The organism is Streptomyces sp. NBC_01283 (assembly GCF_041435335.1).
Classification (GTDB): Bacteria; Actinomycetota; Actinomycetes; order Streptomycetales; family Streptomycetaceae; genus Streptomyces.
In genome coordinates, this window is the sequence record NZ_CP108430.1 from 8,940,586 (window position 1) to 8,955,735 (window position 15,150).

Annotated in this window: 11 protein-coding genes; all 11 read right to left on the reverse strand. The window is 70.6% G+C overall.

What is annotated here, in order from left to right:
* Positions 1-3: 3 nt before the first annotated feature.
* Genes OG302_RS40425 through asnB form a run of 11 tightly spaced genes read right to left on the reverse strand, consistent with a single transcriptional unit; the run spans position 4 to position 15,148 of the window.
* A complete protein-coding gene (locus tag OG302_RS40425; RefSeq protein ID WP_371749731.1) occupies positions 4-1,278 on the reverse strand; it encodes a DUF4910 domain-containing protein in 1,275 nt (424 codons plus the stop codon).
* Positions 1,275-2,300 carry an NAD-dependent epimerase/dehydratase family protein gene (locus OG302_RS40430; RefSeq protein ID WP_371749732.1) on the reverse strand — a complete coding sequence of 342 codons (1,026 nt, stop codon included), beginning with the start codon at positions 2,298-2,300 and terminating at the stop codon, positions 1,275-1,277. Before OG302_RS40430 ends, OG302_RS40425 begins: the two co-directional genes overlap by 4 nt.
* A 3-nt stretch (positions 2,301-2,303) precedes the next feature.
* Complete coding sequence (locus tag OG302_RS40435) at positions 2,304-2,951, reverse strand: PIG-L deacetylase family protein (protein WP_371749733.1); 648 nt, start codon at positions 2,949-2,951, stop codon at positions 2,304-2,306.
* Positions 2,948-3,742: a glucose-1-phosphate cytidylyltransferase gene (locus tag OG302_RS40440; protein WP_371749734.1), complete on the reverse strand. Its 795-nt coding sequence runs from the start codon at positions 3,740-3,742 to the stop codon at positions 2,948-2,950. Before OG302_RS40440 ends, OG302_RS40435 begins: the two co-directional genes overlap by 4 nt.
* Positions 3,739-4,974 (reverse strand): class I SAM-dependent methyltransferase, encoded by a 1,236-nt coding sequence (locus tag OG302_RS40445; protein ID WP_371749735.1) that lies wholly within the window; start codon positions 4,972-4,974, stop codon positions 3,739-3,741. The genes OG302_RS40440 and OG302_RS40445 overlap by 4 nt, the downstream gene beginning before the upstream one ends.
* Positions 4,971-6,245, reverse strand: a complete 1,275-nt coding sequence (locus OG302_RS40450; RefSeq protein WP_371749736.1) for a glycosyltransferase — start codon at positions 6,243-6,245, stop codon at positions 4,971-4,973. Before OG302_RS40450 ends, OG302_RS40445 begins: the two co-directional genes overlap by 4 nt.
* Positions 6,246-6,247: 2 nt before the next feature.
* Entirely contained in the window at positions 6,248-7,480 is a 1,233-nt protein-coding gene (locus tag OG302_RS40455) for an O-antigen ligase domain-containing protein (RefSeq protein ID WP_371749737.1), read from the reverse strand.
* Between the two features lies 1 nt (position 7,481).
* Positions 7,482-9,017, reverse strand: coding sequence for a right-handed parallel beta-helix repeat-containing protein (locus tag OG302_RS40460; protein ID WP_371749738.1), 1,536 nt, complete (start codon positions 9,015-9,017; stop codon positions 7,482-7,484).
* A gap of 13 nt (positions 9,018-9,030) precedes the next feature.
* Positions 9,031-10,998, reverse strand: a complete 1,968-nt coding sequence (locus OG302_RS40465; protein ID WP_371749739.1) for an alginate lyase family protein — start codon at positions 10,996-10,998, stop codon at positions 9,031-9,033.
* The gene (locus OG302_RS40470) at positions 10,995-13,187 is read right to left on the reverse strand and encodes a bi-domain-containing oxidoreductase (protein ID WP_371749740.1); all 2,193 of its coding nucleotides are present in this window, start codon (positions 13,185-13,187) and stop codon (positions 10,995-10,997) included. Before OG302_RS40470 ends, OG302_RS40465 begins: the two co-directional genes overlap by 4 nt.
* A 32-nt stretch (positions 13,188-13,219) precedes the next feature.
* A complete protein-coding gene (asnB, locus tag OG302_RS40475; protein WP_371749741.1) occupies positions 13,220-15,148 on the reverse strand; it encodes an asparagine synthase (glutamine-hydrolyzing) in 1,929 nt (642 codons plus the stop codon).
* Between the last annotated feature and the right edge of the window lie 2 nt (positions 15,149-15,150).

The following is a 15,150-nucleotide window of genomic DNA, read 5'->3' on the forward strand; positions in this document are numbered from 1 at the left end:
GCGTCATTCCTTGATCAGCGCGGCGGCGTGCAGGGCGTCGGCCGCGGCGGCGACGGTGTCGAACGGCAGCCCGGAGCGCTCGGCCACGTCAAGAAGACCGTGCTCGCCGTCGGAGAGGCTGAGCACCCAGAGCATGGCCATCTGGGCCTGCTTCGTGTCGCTGCGACCGCCGAGCGCGTCGTACAACCCACGCCTGCCCAGCTGGGGTTCGCCGTAAGGGCTGAGGTTGATGTACCTCCGATTGCGGTCGAGCACGGCGAATGCCTCGCGGCAGACGGCGAGGGTGTCCGCCATCGCCTCCGGGGAGACGAAGTCCGGGTTGTCCGCCGAGGTGTGGTACTCGGGGTAGCCCGCGTACGGCGTCCGGCTGAGCGAGCCCACGCCGAGATCGAACCCGGGGGAGCAGTACTGCCGCTCGTCGTAGCCGTACGGCGTGAACTCGTTGACGTGGTGCGGGCGTTCGGACGCGGTGAGCACGTGCCGCATCACCCGGTCGATCTCCGCGTCGCCGCGCCTGCTCTGCTTGTACGTCAACTGGCCCGAGTCACCGGCGCAGGCCAGCACAAGGCCGTGCTTGACCCGCTCCACCCGCTCCGCGTTGCGCGCCAGCCAAGTGATCGCCCCGACGGTGCCGGGCGCGAAGATGAACCGGTAGGTGTAGTAAGGCGTCTGCTCCGCGAGCGCCCGCGCCAGGAACGTCGCCACCGCGATGCCGGCCAGGTTGTCGTTGGCCAGAGACGGGTGGCAGACGTGGCAGGAGACGATCACCTCGTCCGGGACCTGCCCGGGGACCACGTGCTCGGCGTAGGTGAGGTGACCGTCGGCGATGGTCGAGTCGATGCGGACCTCGTACTCACCGTCCGGCATCGCGTCCAGGGTCTCCTGGGCCAGGCAGAATCCCCACTCCGGCTTGTAGTAGCTGGTGCGGTACGGCACCCAGCTCGGATGGTCCGGCAAGGTGTGCAGGTGCTCACGCAGCTCGGAGAGGGGCATGGTCGCCGACACCGGCACGCTGTAGCCGAGCACGTGCAGGCTGGACTCGGCGAAGTCGACGACCCGGTTGCCTGCCATGTCCGCGATGTACGCGTCGCGGATGTTCCACTCCTGGGGCACCGTCCAGTCGAGCACTTGCGTCCCGGTCGGCACCTCGTGCACCTGCAGCGGGATGTACTCGCCGACGATCTCCAGGGTGGCGCGCACCCCGTCGCCGGTGATGCTCCGGCACAGCGGGTACAACCGCTCCACCAGGGTGTGCATTTCTTCGCCGGCCGTGCTCATCCGCGCCGCCGCAGCGTGTCGTCGACGGAGCCGGCCTCGGACGCCGCGCGCAGCACGGCGAGGCGGGTGAAGCGTTGCTCGAAGTCCTCCCGGGTCAGCCCGAACTTCCGATAGGCGTCGGCGAGTTCGAGGGCGCCCTGCTTCACGGTCCACTCGCAGTCGAAGCCGGGGATCGCGGCGCGGAACCGGGAGAAGTCCACCCGGTACGAGCGTGGATCGGCACCGTTCTCGCCGGTGATGACCACCTTCGAGCCGGACACCGCCGCGGCGACCTGCTCGGCGATCTCGGCGACCGTGACGTTGTTGACCTCGCTGCCGATGTTGAACGCCCGGTCGTGCACCGCTTCCCGCGGCGCGTCCAGCGCGGCCGTGAAGGCCCGTGCGATGTCGGCGGCGTGCACCAGCGGACGCCACGGGGTGCCGTCGGAGAGCACGAGGACCTCGCCGGACAGGAGTGCGTGGCCCACCAGGTTGTTCAGCACGATGTCGGCGCGCAGCCTGGGGGAGTAGCCGAAGGCGGTGGCGTTGCGCATGTAGACCGGGCTGAAGTCGCCGTCGGCCAGCGCGTGCAGGTCGTCCTCCACCCGCACCTTGGACTCCGCGTACGGCGTCACAGGGCGCAGCGGGGCGTCCTCGGTCACCAGGTCGCCGCCCCCGGCGGCTCCATAGACCGAGCAGGTCGACGCGTACAGGAAGCGCCGCACTCCCGCCTCGCGGGCCAGCCGGGCGAGCTGCACGGAGGCGTGGTGATTGATGTCGTAGGTGAGCTCCGGCGCAAGCGATCCCAACGGGTCGTTGGACAGCGCGGCCAGGTGGATCACGGCGTCCACGTCGGCCACGTGCTCGGCCGTGATGTCGCGCAGGTCCACCCGGTGCCCTGACGGGTCAGCGGGCGGCGGACCAAGGACGCAGTCGGCGAAAAGGCCTGCGTCAAGGCCGACGACCTCGTGTCCGGCGGCCGTGAGTACCGGGGCCATGACGGTGCCCAGGTATCCCTGGTGTCCGGTGAGCAGTACGCGCAAGGTTCATTCCCCCAGGTCGAGAGTGAGTTTGGTGACGGCGAACGCCTCGGCGTAGCGCGCGTGGCATTCGATTCCGCGGATCCGGGCGAGGCCGAGGAAGGCCTCCCGGTCGTACCAGGGGCGGTGCCGCTGCGAGGAGTAGTGCTCGTGCAGCAGCCCCACCTTCTGTTCGGCGATCTCCGGGGTCAGGGGCTGGTACGCCCCCATACGGCCGAGATCGCCGTCCCACTTGACGATCTCGTAGCCGAGCACGAGGTGGTCGCGGAACGCGGTGGGTATCAGCTGGGCCAGGCCGCGGTGATCCTGGTGCGCGTCATCGACGCGCGGGGCCAGGATCAGATCCGGCTCGGTCTCCTGGCGCAGTTCCTCGACCGCGGCCTTGGCCTCGTCCCAGTGCACGGGCATTCGGCCGTCCGGCAGCTTGAGCACGGTGAGGCGCAGGTCGGCGCCCGGGCAGAAAGCGGCGAGCGCGGCCCGCTCCTCCTGCTCGCGCTCGCTGCCACCGCCGGAGAGCACCAGCGCGTCGACGCGGATACCCGGGTGCGCGAGGCACAGCGTGAGGAGTGTGCCGCCGGCGCCGATGGCGATGTCGTCGCAGTGCGCGCCCACCGCGACGACCCGCTCCAGGCGCCCGGCCCCGAGCCGGATCACGCGCTCACCCCGGCACTGTCCCGCTCCCACACGGCCCACGGGCGGTCACCCCGGGCATGGGCCTCGTCCAGCGCGGCCCGCTCCTTCACGGTGTCCGTCGGCTTCCAGAAACCGCGGTGCTGGTGCGCCACGAGGCGGCCCTGCTTGGCCAGTTGGGCGCAACCGTCGGCGACCAGGTCCCCGTTCTCCGGTATGTGGTCGAAGACCTCCTGGCGGAGCACGAAGTAGCCGCCGTTCTCCCACATGGGCAGTTCGCTCACCGGGGTGATGCCGCCGACCAGACCGTCCTCGCCCAGCTCCACGCAGTGGAACGAGGACTGCGGCGGCACCACCATCATCGACGCACCGGCGTCGCGCCCGGCGAACTTCTCGATCATCTCCGGCAGCGGTGCATCGGTCAGTACGTCCGCGTAGTTGGCGAGGAACATCTCGTCGCCGTCCAGGTGGTGGCGTACCCGGCGCAGCCGCTCCCCGATGGGGGACTCGATGCCGGTCTGCGCGAACGTGATCGTCCAGTCCGAGATGTCGGTGGACAGTAACTCGGGCCGCCCGCCACGCAGCACGAAGTCGTTGGACGTCGTCTCCTCGTAGTTGAGGAAGAAGTTCTTGATGTGGTGAGCCCCGTATCCGAGGCACAGGATGAACTCCGTGTGCCCGAAGTGCGCGTAGTAGCGCATGACATGCCAGATCAGCGGCCGGGGGCCGACCATGGCCATCGGCTTGGGCACGTCGTCGGCAGCGCCGCTGCGCATGCGCATCCCGTAACCACCGCAGAACAGTACGACCTTCATGATGTGCCCTCGACAATGCTCAGTTCCGGGATGGGAAAGACAAGGCGGCCGCCCCATTCGTGCACGAAGGACAGCTGCTCGACGAGCTCGGCCCGCAGGTTCCACGGCAGGATGAGCACGTAGTCCGGCTGGTCGGCGGCTATCCGCTCGGGCGCCAGGATCGGGATCCGGGTGCCCGGGGTGAACCTGCCGTGCTTGTAGGGGTTGCGGTCGACCGTGTACGCGAGCAGGTCGGGCCGGATACCGCAGTGGTTGAGCAGGGTGTTGCCCTTGCCGGGGGCGCCGTAGCCGACGACCGTCTGGCCGCGCTCGGCCGCCTCGATGAGGAACTTGAGGAGGTCCCGGCGCACCTTGGCCACCCGCGCGGAGAACTCGGTGTACCCGGACAGCTCCTGCAGCCCGGCGGCCTTCTCCCGGTCGAGGACCTCGGCCACCCGCTGCGAAGGTTCTCCCGCCGCCTCGGCGGGCCGGGCCCACAACCTGATGGAGCCGCCGTGCGTGGGCAGCAACTCGACGTCCACGAGCGTGAGTCCACCGCTGGCGAGCGCCCGGATCGCGGACGCGACCGTGTAGTACTGGAAGTGCTCGTGGTAGATCGTGTCGTACTGGTTGTCCTCGATCAGGGTCAGCAGGTGCTGCACCTCGATGGAGACCCAGCCGTCGTCGGCGACCAGGGCGCGCAGCCCCTGCGTGAACCCGACCACGTCGGGGATGTGCGCGTACACGTTGTTGGCCACGACCAGGTCCGCCGGGCCGTGTTCGGCGCGGACCGCCGATCCGGTGTCCGGGCTCAGGAACTCCGTGAGTGTGGGCACCCCCGCGTCCCGCGCCGTCGCGCCGACGTTCACCGACGGCTCGATGCCGAGGCAGCGGATCCCCCGGTCCACCACGTGCTTGAGCAGGTACCCGTCGTTGCTCGCGACCTCGACCACGAAGGCGTCGGGGCCCAGATCCACCTTTTGTACGGCGTCGGCGACGAACGTACGCGCGTGCTCCACCCAGGAGGTGGAGAAGGAGGAGAAGTACGCGTACTCGCTGAACGTCTCCTCCGGCGTGATCAGCGGCGGAATCTGCGCGAGCCAGCAGTCGGTGCAGACCTGCAGGTGCAGCGGGTAAGCCGGTTCCGGCTTGTCCAGTTGATCCGCGGCGAGAAAGCTCTCGCACGGCGGGGTCGCCCCCAGATCGACGACGCTCGCAAGCGCCACCGAGCCGCAGAGTCGGCATCGTGTCATTTACTGCCCCCATCCCTGCTCGCGCGGATGCCCCATCGCGAGCCAGCGTTTCCATTTCCTGACGGCGGCGGGCTGTCCCCGCCGCCTGACCGACCCGCGATCGCGGTGCGGTACCCCTCCACCAGGCGCTCAAGGCCGACGGCCGGGCTGAAGCCCTGCTCGTAACGTCGCCTGGCCGCCTGGCCCATCTCCCGGTTGCGGGCCGGTTCGGCCGCGATCCGGCGTATGCAGGACGCGAGCGAGGCGGCCTCGCCCGGCTCGTGCAGCAGCCCCGTCACCCCTTCGTCGACGAGTTCGACGAAGGCGCCGTGACCGGCGGCGACGGTCGGGACCCCGGCCGCCATCGCCTCCACGACCACCAGGCCGAACGCCTCGAGCCACGTCGAAGGAGCCACCACGGCCACCGACTGTGCGATGGCCTTCTGGCACTCCGCCGTGTCGTACAGGCCGACGTAGCGCACGTCGTCCCGGCCCGCCGCCCAGCCGCGCACCTCTTGCTCCAGCGGCCCGGTGCCGGCGATGACGAGCGGCACGCCCACACCGCCGTCCGCGGCGATCTCGTCCCACGCGGTCATGAGCAGCCGTACGCCCTTGGCCTCGGCGAGCCGTCCGAGATAGAGCACGTGTTGGCCCGTGCCCGACCGGCGGGCGTCCGGGTCGGGCACGAAGTTGTGCTTCACCGCGAGGCGCTCGCCCGGCATGCCGGCCCGCACCAGGACGTCGCGCTGTGCCGCGGAGATGCAGAAGAACCGCTCCACACCGGACCACCAGCGCCGCCGGTTGACCGACAGGCTGACCGCGAGCGGCACTGTGGCAAGGCGGGAGTTGCGGTAGCAGCCGTGCCGGACGGCGGGCAGCGGCGTGGACCCGACGCACTCGGTGCACGGCCGGCCGTCCCGCTGCAGGGTGCCGGGCGGGCAGATCTGGGTGTAGTTGTGCAGCGTGGCGACCGCGGGCACGCCGGCGTCGGCGCAGGCCGCGAGCACCGCGGGTGACAGGAGCGGGAAGACGTTGTGGACGTGCACCACGTCCGGCCGCTCCCTCCGAAGCCTGGCCGCCAACTCCGCGCGCACCGCGGGGTTCCACGGCACGAGAAGCGGCAGCGCGGCCTTGCTCGGCAGGGACCGGGCGGCGATGTCGTCGCTGCGCCGCTCGAACACCTCGACCCGGTGGCCGGCCGCGCGCAGCACCGCCACCTCCTGGTCGACGACCTTGTTCTCCCCGCTCGGCTGCGCCGAGCCGTAGCGGTTGTGCACCACGAGAACGTGCATGCTCAGCTCACCTCCGCTCTCTGGGCCCATCGCGGGACGCGTCGTCGTGGAACTGCGGGTGTCGAGAGGGGAGCGGCCGCGGCGGGCGCCGCGAGCAGCGAGGCGGCCAGGCCCAGATGCAGCAAATACGGCGAGGCGTCGCCGAGACCGGCCTCGGTGTACGACGCGATCGCGCAGTAACTGATCAGGAAGATCGCACAGGCCCTCGCCAGCGACGGCGGCCGCAGCAACGCGACGCCGCCGAGCACGATGAAGATCGCTGCCACCAACGTGACGCCGATCCAGCCCTGTTCGTGGTAAACGGCAAGCCAGCTGTTGTCGATCGGCAGCCCGCCGAACGATTTGTCGCCAAGCCCCATGCCGAACAACTGCTCCGAGGCCGACCGGGGCGCCGCAAGCAGGGCGTCCCAGACCTTGGCCCGACCGGTCAGGCTGGACAGGCCCTCCTGGCTCTGTCCGCGCAGGAACCACACCTGCAGCGCGGAGGCGAATCCCACCCCGGCCACCACGGCGCACACCACCGCCCAGGTGAAGAACCGGCGGGCGGCGGCGCTGGTGAGCAGGAGAGAGCCGACCGCCAGCGTCAGCCCGAGGAACAGGCCGAGCGTGGCCGTCCGCGTATGGGTCAGCGCGAGCAGGATGAGTGACGGCACGATGACCACCACAGCGCTGGCCCTGTCGATCCGGCGGCCCAGGACGAGCAGCACGGTGAGCCCGATGATCACCGCGGCGTACTGACCGATCTGCGGCGGGGTGAGCGGCCACAGCGCGCCGACCAGGCGTCCGCCGTAGAGCTCGGGCATGGCCGCGCCCGGCGAGATGACCAGGCCTGCGGCCACCGACCCGAGGACAGCGAAGTACACCCGGATGTGCGTCCGGACGAACTCCAGGCCACCGTTCCACCAGCGGCTGAGCAGCCACAGCGTGGCGACGAAGAGGGCCAGCCTGCCGCAGCGGAACAGCGCGCCGAACCCGGACTCCAGGTTCACGCTGGAGATCACGCTCGGCACGACCAGCAGGGTGAGCAGGAGCACGAAGGCGCTGGGCCGGATGCTCAGCCGGAGATTGACCGCCAGCGCCAGCGCGAACGCCGCGACCAGCGCACCCATGGTGACCATCTGGATGAGCGAGCGGGGGAGCGGCACGATGGTCACCGCCCCGGCGGAGCCGAGGGTGTTGAGGATCAGCAGCCCCCAGGCCGCCCCGACGAGCTTCGGCGTGTGTTCCCCGCCCATCTCAATCCCCCTCCCGCGCGCGGAAGGTGCTGCCCTTGTCCTGGCGGTACGACGGCCCCTGCCACTGCCCCGAGTCCAGAACCCGGCTCGGGTCGTGGGCCACGAACTTCCAGGGCCCGACGTAGACGTTGTCGTGCCAGCGGTTGTGCTGCTTGCGGGTGATCGCCTCGGCCACCCGCTCGCCCTGGTAGGGCGACCAGTCCGGATAGGTGCCGTAGTTGGCGAGCACCGCCATCCGGTCGCACATCACCGTGCACTCGACGACGGACTTGTCGAGGACGAAGCGGTTGCCGTGGATGTCCACCCGCTGGGTCTTCCACCGGCAGTCGGCGTAGAGCGGTGCTTTGGAGATCGCAGGCTTCGCGCAGCGATCGGTGTCCCGTACCAGCAGCGTGCAGTCGCCGGAGGAGGTGTTGGCCGGGCTGTTGCAGAACCGGTCGGCGTTCTCCCACAGGGTGATGCCGGACCAGTTGTTCTCCAGTACGTTCCCGGAGACCTCGATCTTGTCCGTGCGGGCCTTGACCCGTGGTTCGCCGCCGGACTCGGACAAGTAGACGGTCGCGTACGGGAAGTTGTCGTCGCGGTCGGCGTACTTGCGGCCCTCGACCCAGTTGTTCCGCCGGATCGTGTTCTTCCGGATGACCGCGTTGTAGCTGGTCTCGTAGATCAGCGCGGCGCCGTCGTTGGCTTCGAGCACATTGTTCTCGATGCGGAAGTCGTTGTTGTTGGTGTCCGCCCACAGGCCGGTCCCGCGGTTGTCGTGCACCCAGTTGCCGCGCACGTCGGCGCCGTTCACGGCCCAGAACTTGATGGCTCCGGTACAGCCGCAGCCCTTGCGCCGCCGCTCCCAGTCGCCGGTGTTGTTGCCCACGATCTCGTTGCCCTCGACCACCAGGCCGGTGATACGGCCCTTGGCCTTGTACGCGTTCATGCCGTACTGGCCGTTGTCGCGCAGGCAGCTGGCGCGGACCCGCTGGCGGGCACCGGCCATCAGCCCGGCACCGGAGTTCTTCTGGATCGTCGCGTGCTCGATCAGCCACCCGTCGGCCGAGTCGTGGTTGACCACGCCCTCGTCCGGCGGCGCCACGAAACGCTGCACGGTCAGGTGGCGGATGGTGACGTCGGCTGCCTTGCCCCCGAACGCGTACTGGTTGGTCTTCCCGCCGTCGAACACCGCGCCCGGCGCGCCGAGGTAGCGGTTCCCCTTCTTGGGGATGACCTGGGAGTAGCGGTCAGGATCGAGCCTGTGCTTGCCCGGCCGGAGCCAGAACGTGGTCTTCGGGGGGTTGCTCTTGGTCTTCGCGGTCAGATCACCGACCTTCGCCGGGTCGACCGTCACCGCGCCCTTCGGCGCCTTGGCCGGTCCGGCCGCGGGCTTGGCGCACACCCGCGCCACGGGGCGGGCACCGGACGTGGAGGGCTGGGCGGTCGGCTCGGCCGACGGGGAGCCCGACGTGCCCTCACAGCCGGTCGCCGCCAGCAGGACCAGCGCCAGCGGTGCCGCAGGCCATGCCCAGTGCCGCCACTTCATCGTCACTCCTCCTCCCTCCCTAGTCACGGAACCTGAGTACGGTGGTGAACCCCTCGGTGCCGTCGGCGAAACCGGTGCCGACCAGCGTTGTCGCGGGTTCCTTGCGGCCGAAGCCGGTGGAGTACCAGCCCAGCGGCGGGTCACTCTCGCCGCGGTGCGCGCGCCAGCGCAGCTGCCCGGGCAGATCGAGCACGGCGAAGCGGTCCTCGCCCTCGCGGGTCCAGGTGAGCACGGCCCAGTTCCCCACCAGGTCCGCGGCGATCGTCGGGCCGAGGTGGAAGGTGAGGTGCACGGCCCGGCGCGGCCCGCGTATCTCGTCGACCACCTTCAGCTCGTGGTTCGCGGCCGTCAGCTCCACCCGGCGGCGGTGCACGGAGTCCTGGTAGCCGTCGTGCTCGGCACACCAGCGGGACACGCCTTCTTCGGACGGGTCCGCGGTCAGCACGCGGGTGCGGGCGTGCCGGGTCCAGAGGAACGGGCCGCCGGAGACGGACTGGTCGCCGCCGTCCAGTTGCAGGGTGTTGTGGCCGAGGGTCGACCGGAAGTACTGCCGCCACTCCGGCTGCCCGTGGTAGCAGAAGGTCCCCGGGTCGGCGAGCACGTCGACCCCGTCGTGCCGGACCTCCACCGAGAGCGCGTCCGCGTGGGCGTGCGCGGCGATGGAGAGGAAGCCGTGCGGACCACCGTCGCAGCGGCACCAGATCCCTGCCGGACCGCGCAGTATGGTCATGCCCGCGTCGGCGAAGTGCCCCGGCCGGCTTGCCGGGCGCGCCTCGGCCGGTGCGCTTCCCTTCTTCGCGTACGGCCGGATGAGCGCGGCAAGAAGCGGCGTGCGCACATCGGAGCCGGTCACCGTCGGCCACCAGTCGAGCCGGCCGAACACGGCGTCTCCGGTGGCGAGCAGCGAGGCCCAGCGGTCGGTGCCCGCCCCGTCCACGATCAGACCGTGCCCGTCGTCGGCGTCCCCCTGGCGGGGAGGCCGCAACCGGCTGTCCACGATGGCCGCGAGCGCGTCGGTCATCCGCAGCAGCACGAGCCGGATCGACGCGGGGACCGGCACGTCGGCGGCGTCCGCCTCGGCCACCGCGGCCAGGCCCAGCTCAAGGACGAGCCCGTGATACTCGGTGGCCAGCTCGCGGTTGAGGCCGGAGTCGAAGGTGTTGCCGCGCAGGTGCCGCTCCAGCGACCGCAGCGCGCCCGCACGCCAGCGTGCCGACGAGGGAAACCAACCGAACGCGCAGGCTGCGGCGAGCTGACCGGCGGCCTCGGCGATGACGTGGTTGTTCGCCGAAGATCCCCGGCTGGGGAAAGCGGCCAGCCAGCGCTGGTGGTGCCAGATCTGGTTCAGCGCCACCGGGTTCTCCTCGAACAGCCCGGCCACGCCCGACCAGCCGTCGAGCAGCCGCCGGACCCACACCCAGGAAAGCAGCCGGATCCCCAGCTCGATGCCGCTGATCCAGTGCACACCGCGCAGCGGAGGATTGGCCGACCACCACGAGCGCAGGTGCTCGGCCACGCGCTCGGCGTACCGCTCGTTCCCGGTGAGCGCGTACGCGGCGGCCAGCACGGTGAGGTACTGGTGCCGGGACAGCTCCCAGATCTGCTTGATGTCCCCGACCGCGTCCTCGTTGCGGTAGGGCACGTCGAAGGCGTAGCCCCACGGAGCGCGGCGCCCGGTCTTCGGGTCGCTCCACCAGTCCGGGTCGACCAGGTCGTCGCGCTCCACGCCGAAGTACTCGGCGTGCCCGGCCATCAGGCGATCCGCCTCGGCGATGAGACGTTTCGCCGCGTCCGGCGGGACTTCGGCGAGCGTCCCGGCGGGCAGCACCGCGGTGAACCGGGCGCCGGTCACGCTCGGGCAGTGCGGCCGCGCCGACCGCCACCGCCGCCTGCGCACCGTGTCGCCCACCCGGCCGCCGACCTCCCGCGGTCCCATCCGGGACAGCCGCCGCAGGTACCAGCCCGGACTACCTGACTTCACGGTCATCGTGTCCTCGCCAACGTCACCGGCGCTCCGCCGGCCAGGCCGGTCTGCACGGCGAGGGTGGCCGCCGTGGTGGCGACGAGCGACTCCAGCGGCACCGGCATCGGCCCCCCGGTCCGCACGGCCTTGATGAACGCGGCCAGTTCGGCGGACTGGCCCTTGTCCCTGGCCTTGGGCAGCCGCGAACTCACCCAGCGCTTACGGCCGTAGACCGAGGCACGGACGAAGTCGTCGAGCCGCAGTGCGTGTCCGTCCGCGACCATGTCCAGCGTCTCTTTGGGGAAGGCCGCGGGACCGGAGGTGACGTAGCTGATCGTGGCGGTGGACCCGTCCGGGTAGCGCAGCACGATCTGCAGGTCCTCGTTGCCGGACGTGCCGATCGAGTACACCGACACCGGGTCGGCCCCGAGCAGCCAGCTCGCCGTGTCGATGAAGTGTCCGCCCTCCCCGGCGAACCGCGAGCCCTCGGTGCCCTGTTGGAGGTACCAGCTGCCGTGCCCGAGCTGGCCCGCGTTCACCAGGTAGCGGAGGCTCGCCGGGCCGGTCCGGGTGCCGAACCGCTTCTTGGCCTCCTGCAGCAGCGGCGAGAACCGGCGGTTGAAGCCCACCTGCAGCCGGTCGTTGCCGGACTCCTCCACCGCCGCGAGCACGCCGGCCAGCTCGTCCTCGGTGAGGGCCAGGGGCTTCTCCACGAACACGGTCTTGCCCGCAAGGAGTGCCTGGCGGGTCAGTTCGGCGTGCGAGCTGTGCCGGGTGACCACGAACACCGCGTCGATGGACTTGTCGCCGAGCACGGCGTCCAGGTCGGTGGTCGCCTGGGCGAAGCCGAACTTACGCTGCGCGTTGGCCGCGGAGAGTGCCGTCGTGGTGACCACCGTCGACAGGGCGACGCCCTCGCGGTTCGCCAGGTGCGGCAGCAGCATCGACGTCGCGTAGTTCCCCGCGCCGACGAACGCGAGACGCACCGGCGTCCTGGTGGCCCGGGCCGGGGTGGCCGCCGCGCCGCTGCGTCGCTTCACCTCGGGCACGGTCACCGCCGGGGCGACCGCTTCCGCTGGGCTCTCAACGGAGCCGGGGTAGCGGAACAGCACGGCCACGGCCTTCAGGTCGCCGTCCTTCAGGCGCTGGTATGTCTCGACGGCGTCGTCGAAGTCGGCTATGTGCGAGATCAGCGGCTCCACGTCGACGCTGCCGCGCGCGGCGAGATCGAGGAAGCACGCCAGGTTGCGGCGCTCGGTCCAGCGCACGTAGCCGATCGGGTAGTCGCGCCCTTCCAGCTCGTACGAAGGGTCATAGCGCCCGGGGCCGTACGAGCGGGAGAACCGTACGTCGAGCTCCTTCTCGTAGTACGCGTTCCACGGCAGGTCCAGGCGGCACTTGCCGATGTCGACGACCCGGCCGCGGTCCCGGCAGAGCCGGGCGGCCAGCTCGACGGGCTCGTTGCTGCCGCCGCCGGCGGCCAGGTACACCTGGTCCACGCCGTGCCCGGCGGTGAGTTCGGCGACGGCCGCTTCCACGGCCGCGGACGAGGGATCGCCGCAGGCCGCCGCGCCCAGACGCTCGGCGAGCTCGCAGCGCGTCGGGTCGGGGTCGACCCCGACGACGCGGACCCCCGCGGCGACGAGGAGCTGGACCACCAGCTGCCCGATCAGACCGAGGCCGATGACCAGGGCCACCTCGCCGAGCTGCGGCTCGCCCTGACGGACGCCCTGCATCGCGATCGAACCGACGGTGCCGAAGGCCGCGTGGCGGGGCGCCAGGCCGTCCGGCACCGGGGTGTAGAGGTTCTTCGGCACCCAGTTCAGCTCGGCGTGCAGCGCGTGCTCATTGCCCGCGCAGGCCACGAGGTCACCCACCGACACGTCGTCGATCCCGCTGCCGACCTGCTCGACCACGCCGCACAGCGAGTACCCCAGCGGCGTGTAGGAGTCCAGCTTTCCCATCACCTTGCGGTACGTGGCGGGCACCCCGTTGGTGGCCACGCTCTGCATGACCTTGGCCACCTGGTCCGGCCGGGAGCGGGCCTTGCCCACCATCGACATGCCGGCCTCGGACACCTTCATGAGCTCGGTTCCGGTGGAGATCAGCGAGAAGGCGCTGCGCACCAGCACGCCGTCCGCCTTGCACCCCGGCACGGGCACGTCGAGCAGCGTCAGTTCGCCACTCTTGTAGTTCTGAACGACCTGTTTCACCCGAGCTCCTCTTGTTTCTACGTTCAAAGCCGTCAAGCCGCTTGTCTCTGGCCGGAGCCAGAGGTCGCGTTGCGATACCAGTACTCAAGGGTCAGCACGTGCCACAGATGCTTGGAGAAGTCCCGCTGACCCGCGGCGTCCTCGGCGACCATCCGTGCCAGCGCGTCCCGGCGCAGGAACCCGGAGTTGACGAGGACCCCGTCGTTCACCACCTCGCGCACCAGCGGTGCCAGATCCCGGCTCATCCAGGCGCGCAGCGGAGCGCTGAACAGCCCCTTGGGCCGGTACACGATCTCCTTGGGCAGGACCGAGGTGGCCGCCTCCTTGAGGACGGCCTTGCCCTGCCGTCCGACGATCTTGCGATCGCCGGGCACGGCGAACGCCGCCTTGACCACCTCGACGTCCACGTACGGAACCCGCACCTCGGTCGACGCGGCCATGCTCGACCGGTCCGTGTAAGCGAGGTTCAGGCCCGGCAGGAACATCCGGGCATCGCCGAGGCACATGCGGTTGACGAAGTCGTCGAGTTCGTTGTCCTCGTAGATGTCCGCATGCTCGGTCAGCACGTCGTCGACCGTCCCGGCCAGGTCCGGATTGACCAGGGCGAGCAGCTCGTCCTGGTCGTACATCGTGTAGCTGCGCCGGAACGCGGTCTCCTCCGGCAGATCGGCGAAGGACAGGAATCGCTTCGCGAAGCGCACCGACCGGTACCCCCGGCGGGCCGAGGCGACCGGCAGCCGGTCCACGGCCGCGGACACCCCGCGCCGCAGGGGGCGCGGGACGCGCTGGTAGCGCAGCGCGAGCAGGTTGGCCAAGTGCTTGCGGTACCCGGCGAACAGCTCGTCGGCACCCATCCCCGAGAGCATCACCTTGACCCCGGCCTCCCGGGCGGCCGAGCAGATCAGGTAGGTGTTGATCGCGGCGGGGTCACCGATCGGCTCATCCAGGTGGTACGTCATCTGGGGGAGCAGGTCGAGCACATTCGGAGCGATCTCGATCTCGTGCAGGTCGACGCCGAACTGCTCGGCCACCTGCCGGGCATAGCGCAGGTCGTCCGGCATCGCCTCGAACTTGGCGTCCTCGGCACGGAACCCGATCGTGTACGCGGAGATCCCGGGCCGGTCGCGGGCCGCGAGCGCGGTCAGATAGCTGGAGTCGAGACCGCCGGAGAGGAAGGTCGCCACGGGTACGTCGGACAGCAGGTGCTGCCGGGTCGACTCCTCGACGATGGCGGCCAGGTCCGGCAGCTCGCCGCTGCGGGCCCGCTCGCGGCCCTCGGCGGCGACGTCCTTCAGGTGCCAGTACCGGCCGCGGTCCACCTGGCCGTCGGGCCGGCACCTGAGCCAGCTCCCCGGCGGCAGCTTCTCCGCTTCGCGGAACGCGCAGCGCGAGTCCGGCACCCAGTAGTACAGCAGCGAGGCAACCAGCGCCGCATGGTCCACCTCCAGGGACCCGCCGGTGGCGGTGGCGAGCGCCTTGAGCTCGGAGGCGAACACCACACCCCCGCCGCGCCGGAGCAGGAACAGCGGCTTGATGCCGAGCTGGTCGCGGGCGAGCACCAGTTCACCGGTGCGCTCGTCGAAGATCCCGAACGCGAACATGCCGCGCAGCCGCGGCAGGCAGTCGGTGCCCCACCGCCGCCATGCCTCGAGCAGCACCTCGGTGTCGGAGGTACCGCGGAAGCGCACCCCGGCCGCTGCCAGCTCGGCACGCAGCTCGGGCGCGTTGTACAGCTCGCCGTTGTACGTGAGGGCGAGGCCGTCCGAGACCATCGGCTGGGCGCCGGTCTCGGACAGGTCGATGATGGCCAGCCGGCGGTGCCCCAGGTGCACTTCGCCGTCACCGGTGGCGTGGCTGTACCGGCCCGCCCCGTCCGGCCCGCGGTGGGCGAGGGTATCGGTGAGCCGGTCGGTCACGGCCTTCCCGTCCGGCCATCGGTACGTACCTGCGATGCCACACATAT

Bases quoted from the DNA above. Each gene is read 5' to 3' on its own strand.
- OG302_RS40425 (WP_371749731.1), bottom strand. From the start codon at position 1,278: ATGAGCACGGCCGGCGAAGAAATGCACACCCTGGTGGAGCGGTTGTAC.
- OG302_RS40440 (WP_371749734.1), bottom strand. From the start codon at position 3,742: ATGAAGGTCGTACTGTTCTGCGGTGGTTACGGGATGCGCATGCGCAGC.
- OG302_RS40445 (WP_371749735.1), bottom strand. From the start codon at position 4,974: ATGACACGATGCCGACTCTGCGGCTCGGTGGCGCTTGCGAGCGTCGTC.
- OG302_RS40450 (WP_371749736.1), bottom strand. From the start codon at position 6,245: ATGCACGTTCTCGTGGTGCACAACCGCTACGGCTCGGCGCAGCCGAGC.
- OG302_RS40455 (WP_371749737.1), bottom strand. From the start codon at position 7,480: ATGGGCGGGGAACACACGCCGAAGCTCGTCGGGGCGGCCTGGGGGCTG.
- OG302_RS40465 (WP_371749739.1), bottom strand. From the start codon at position 10,998: ATGACCGTGAAGTCAGGTAGTCCGGGCTGGTACCTGCGGCGGCTGTCC.
- asnB (WP_371749741.1), bottom strand. From the start codon at position 15,148: ATGTGTGGCATCGCAGGTACGTACCGATGGCCGGACGGGAAGGCCGTG.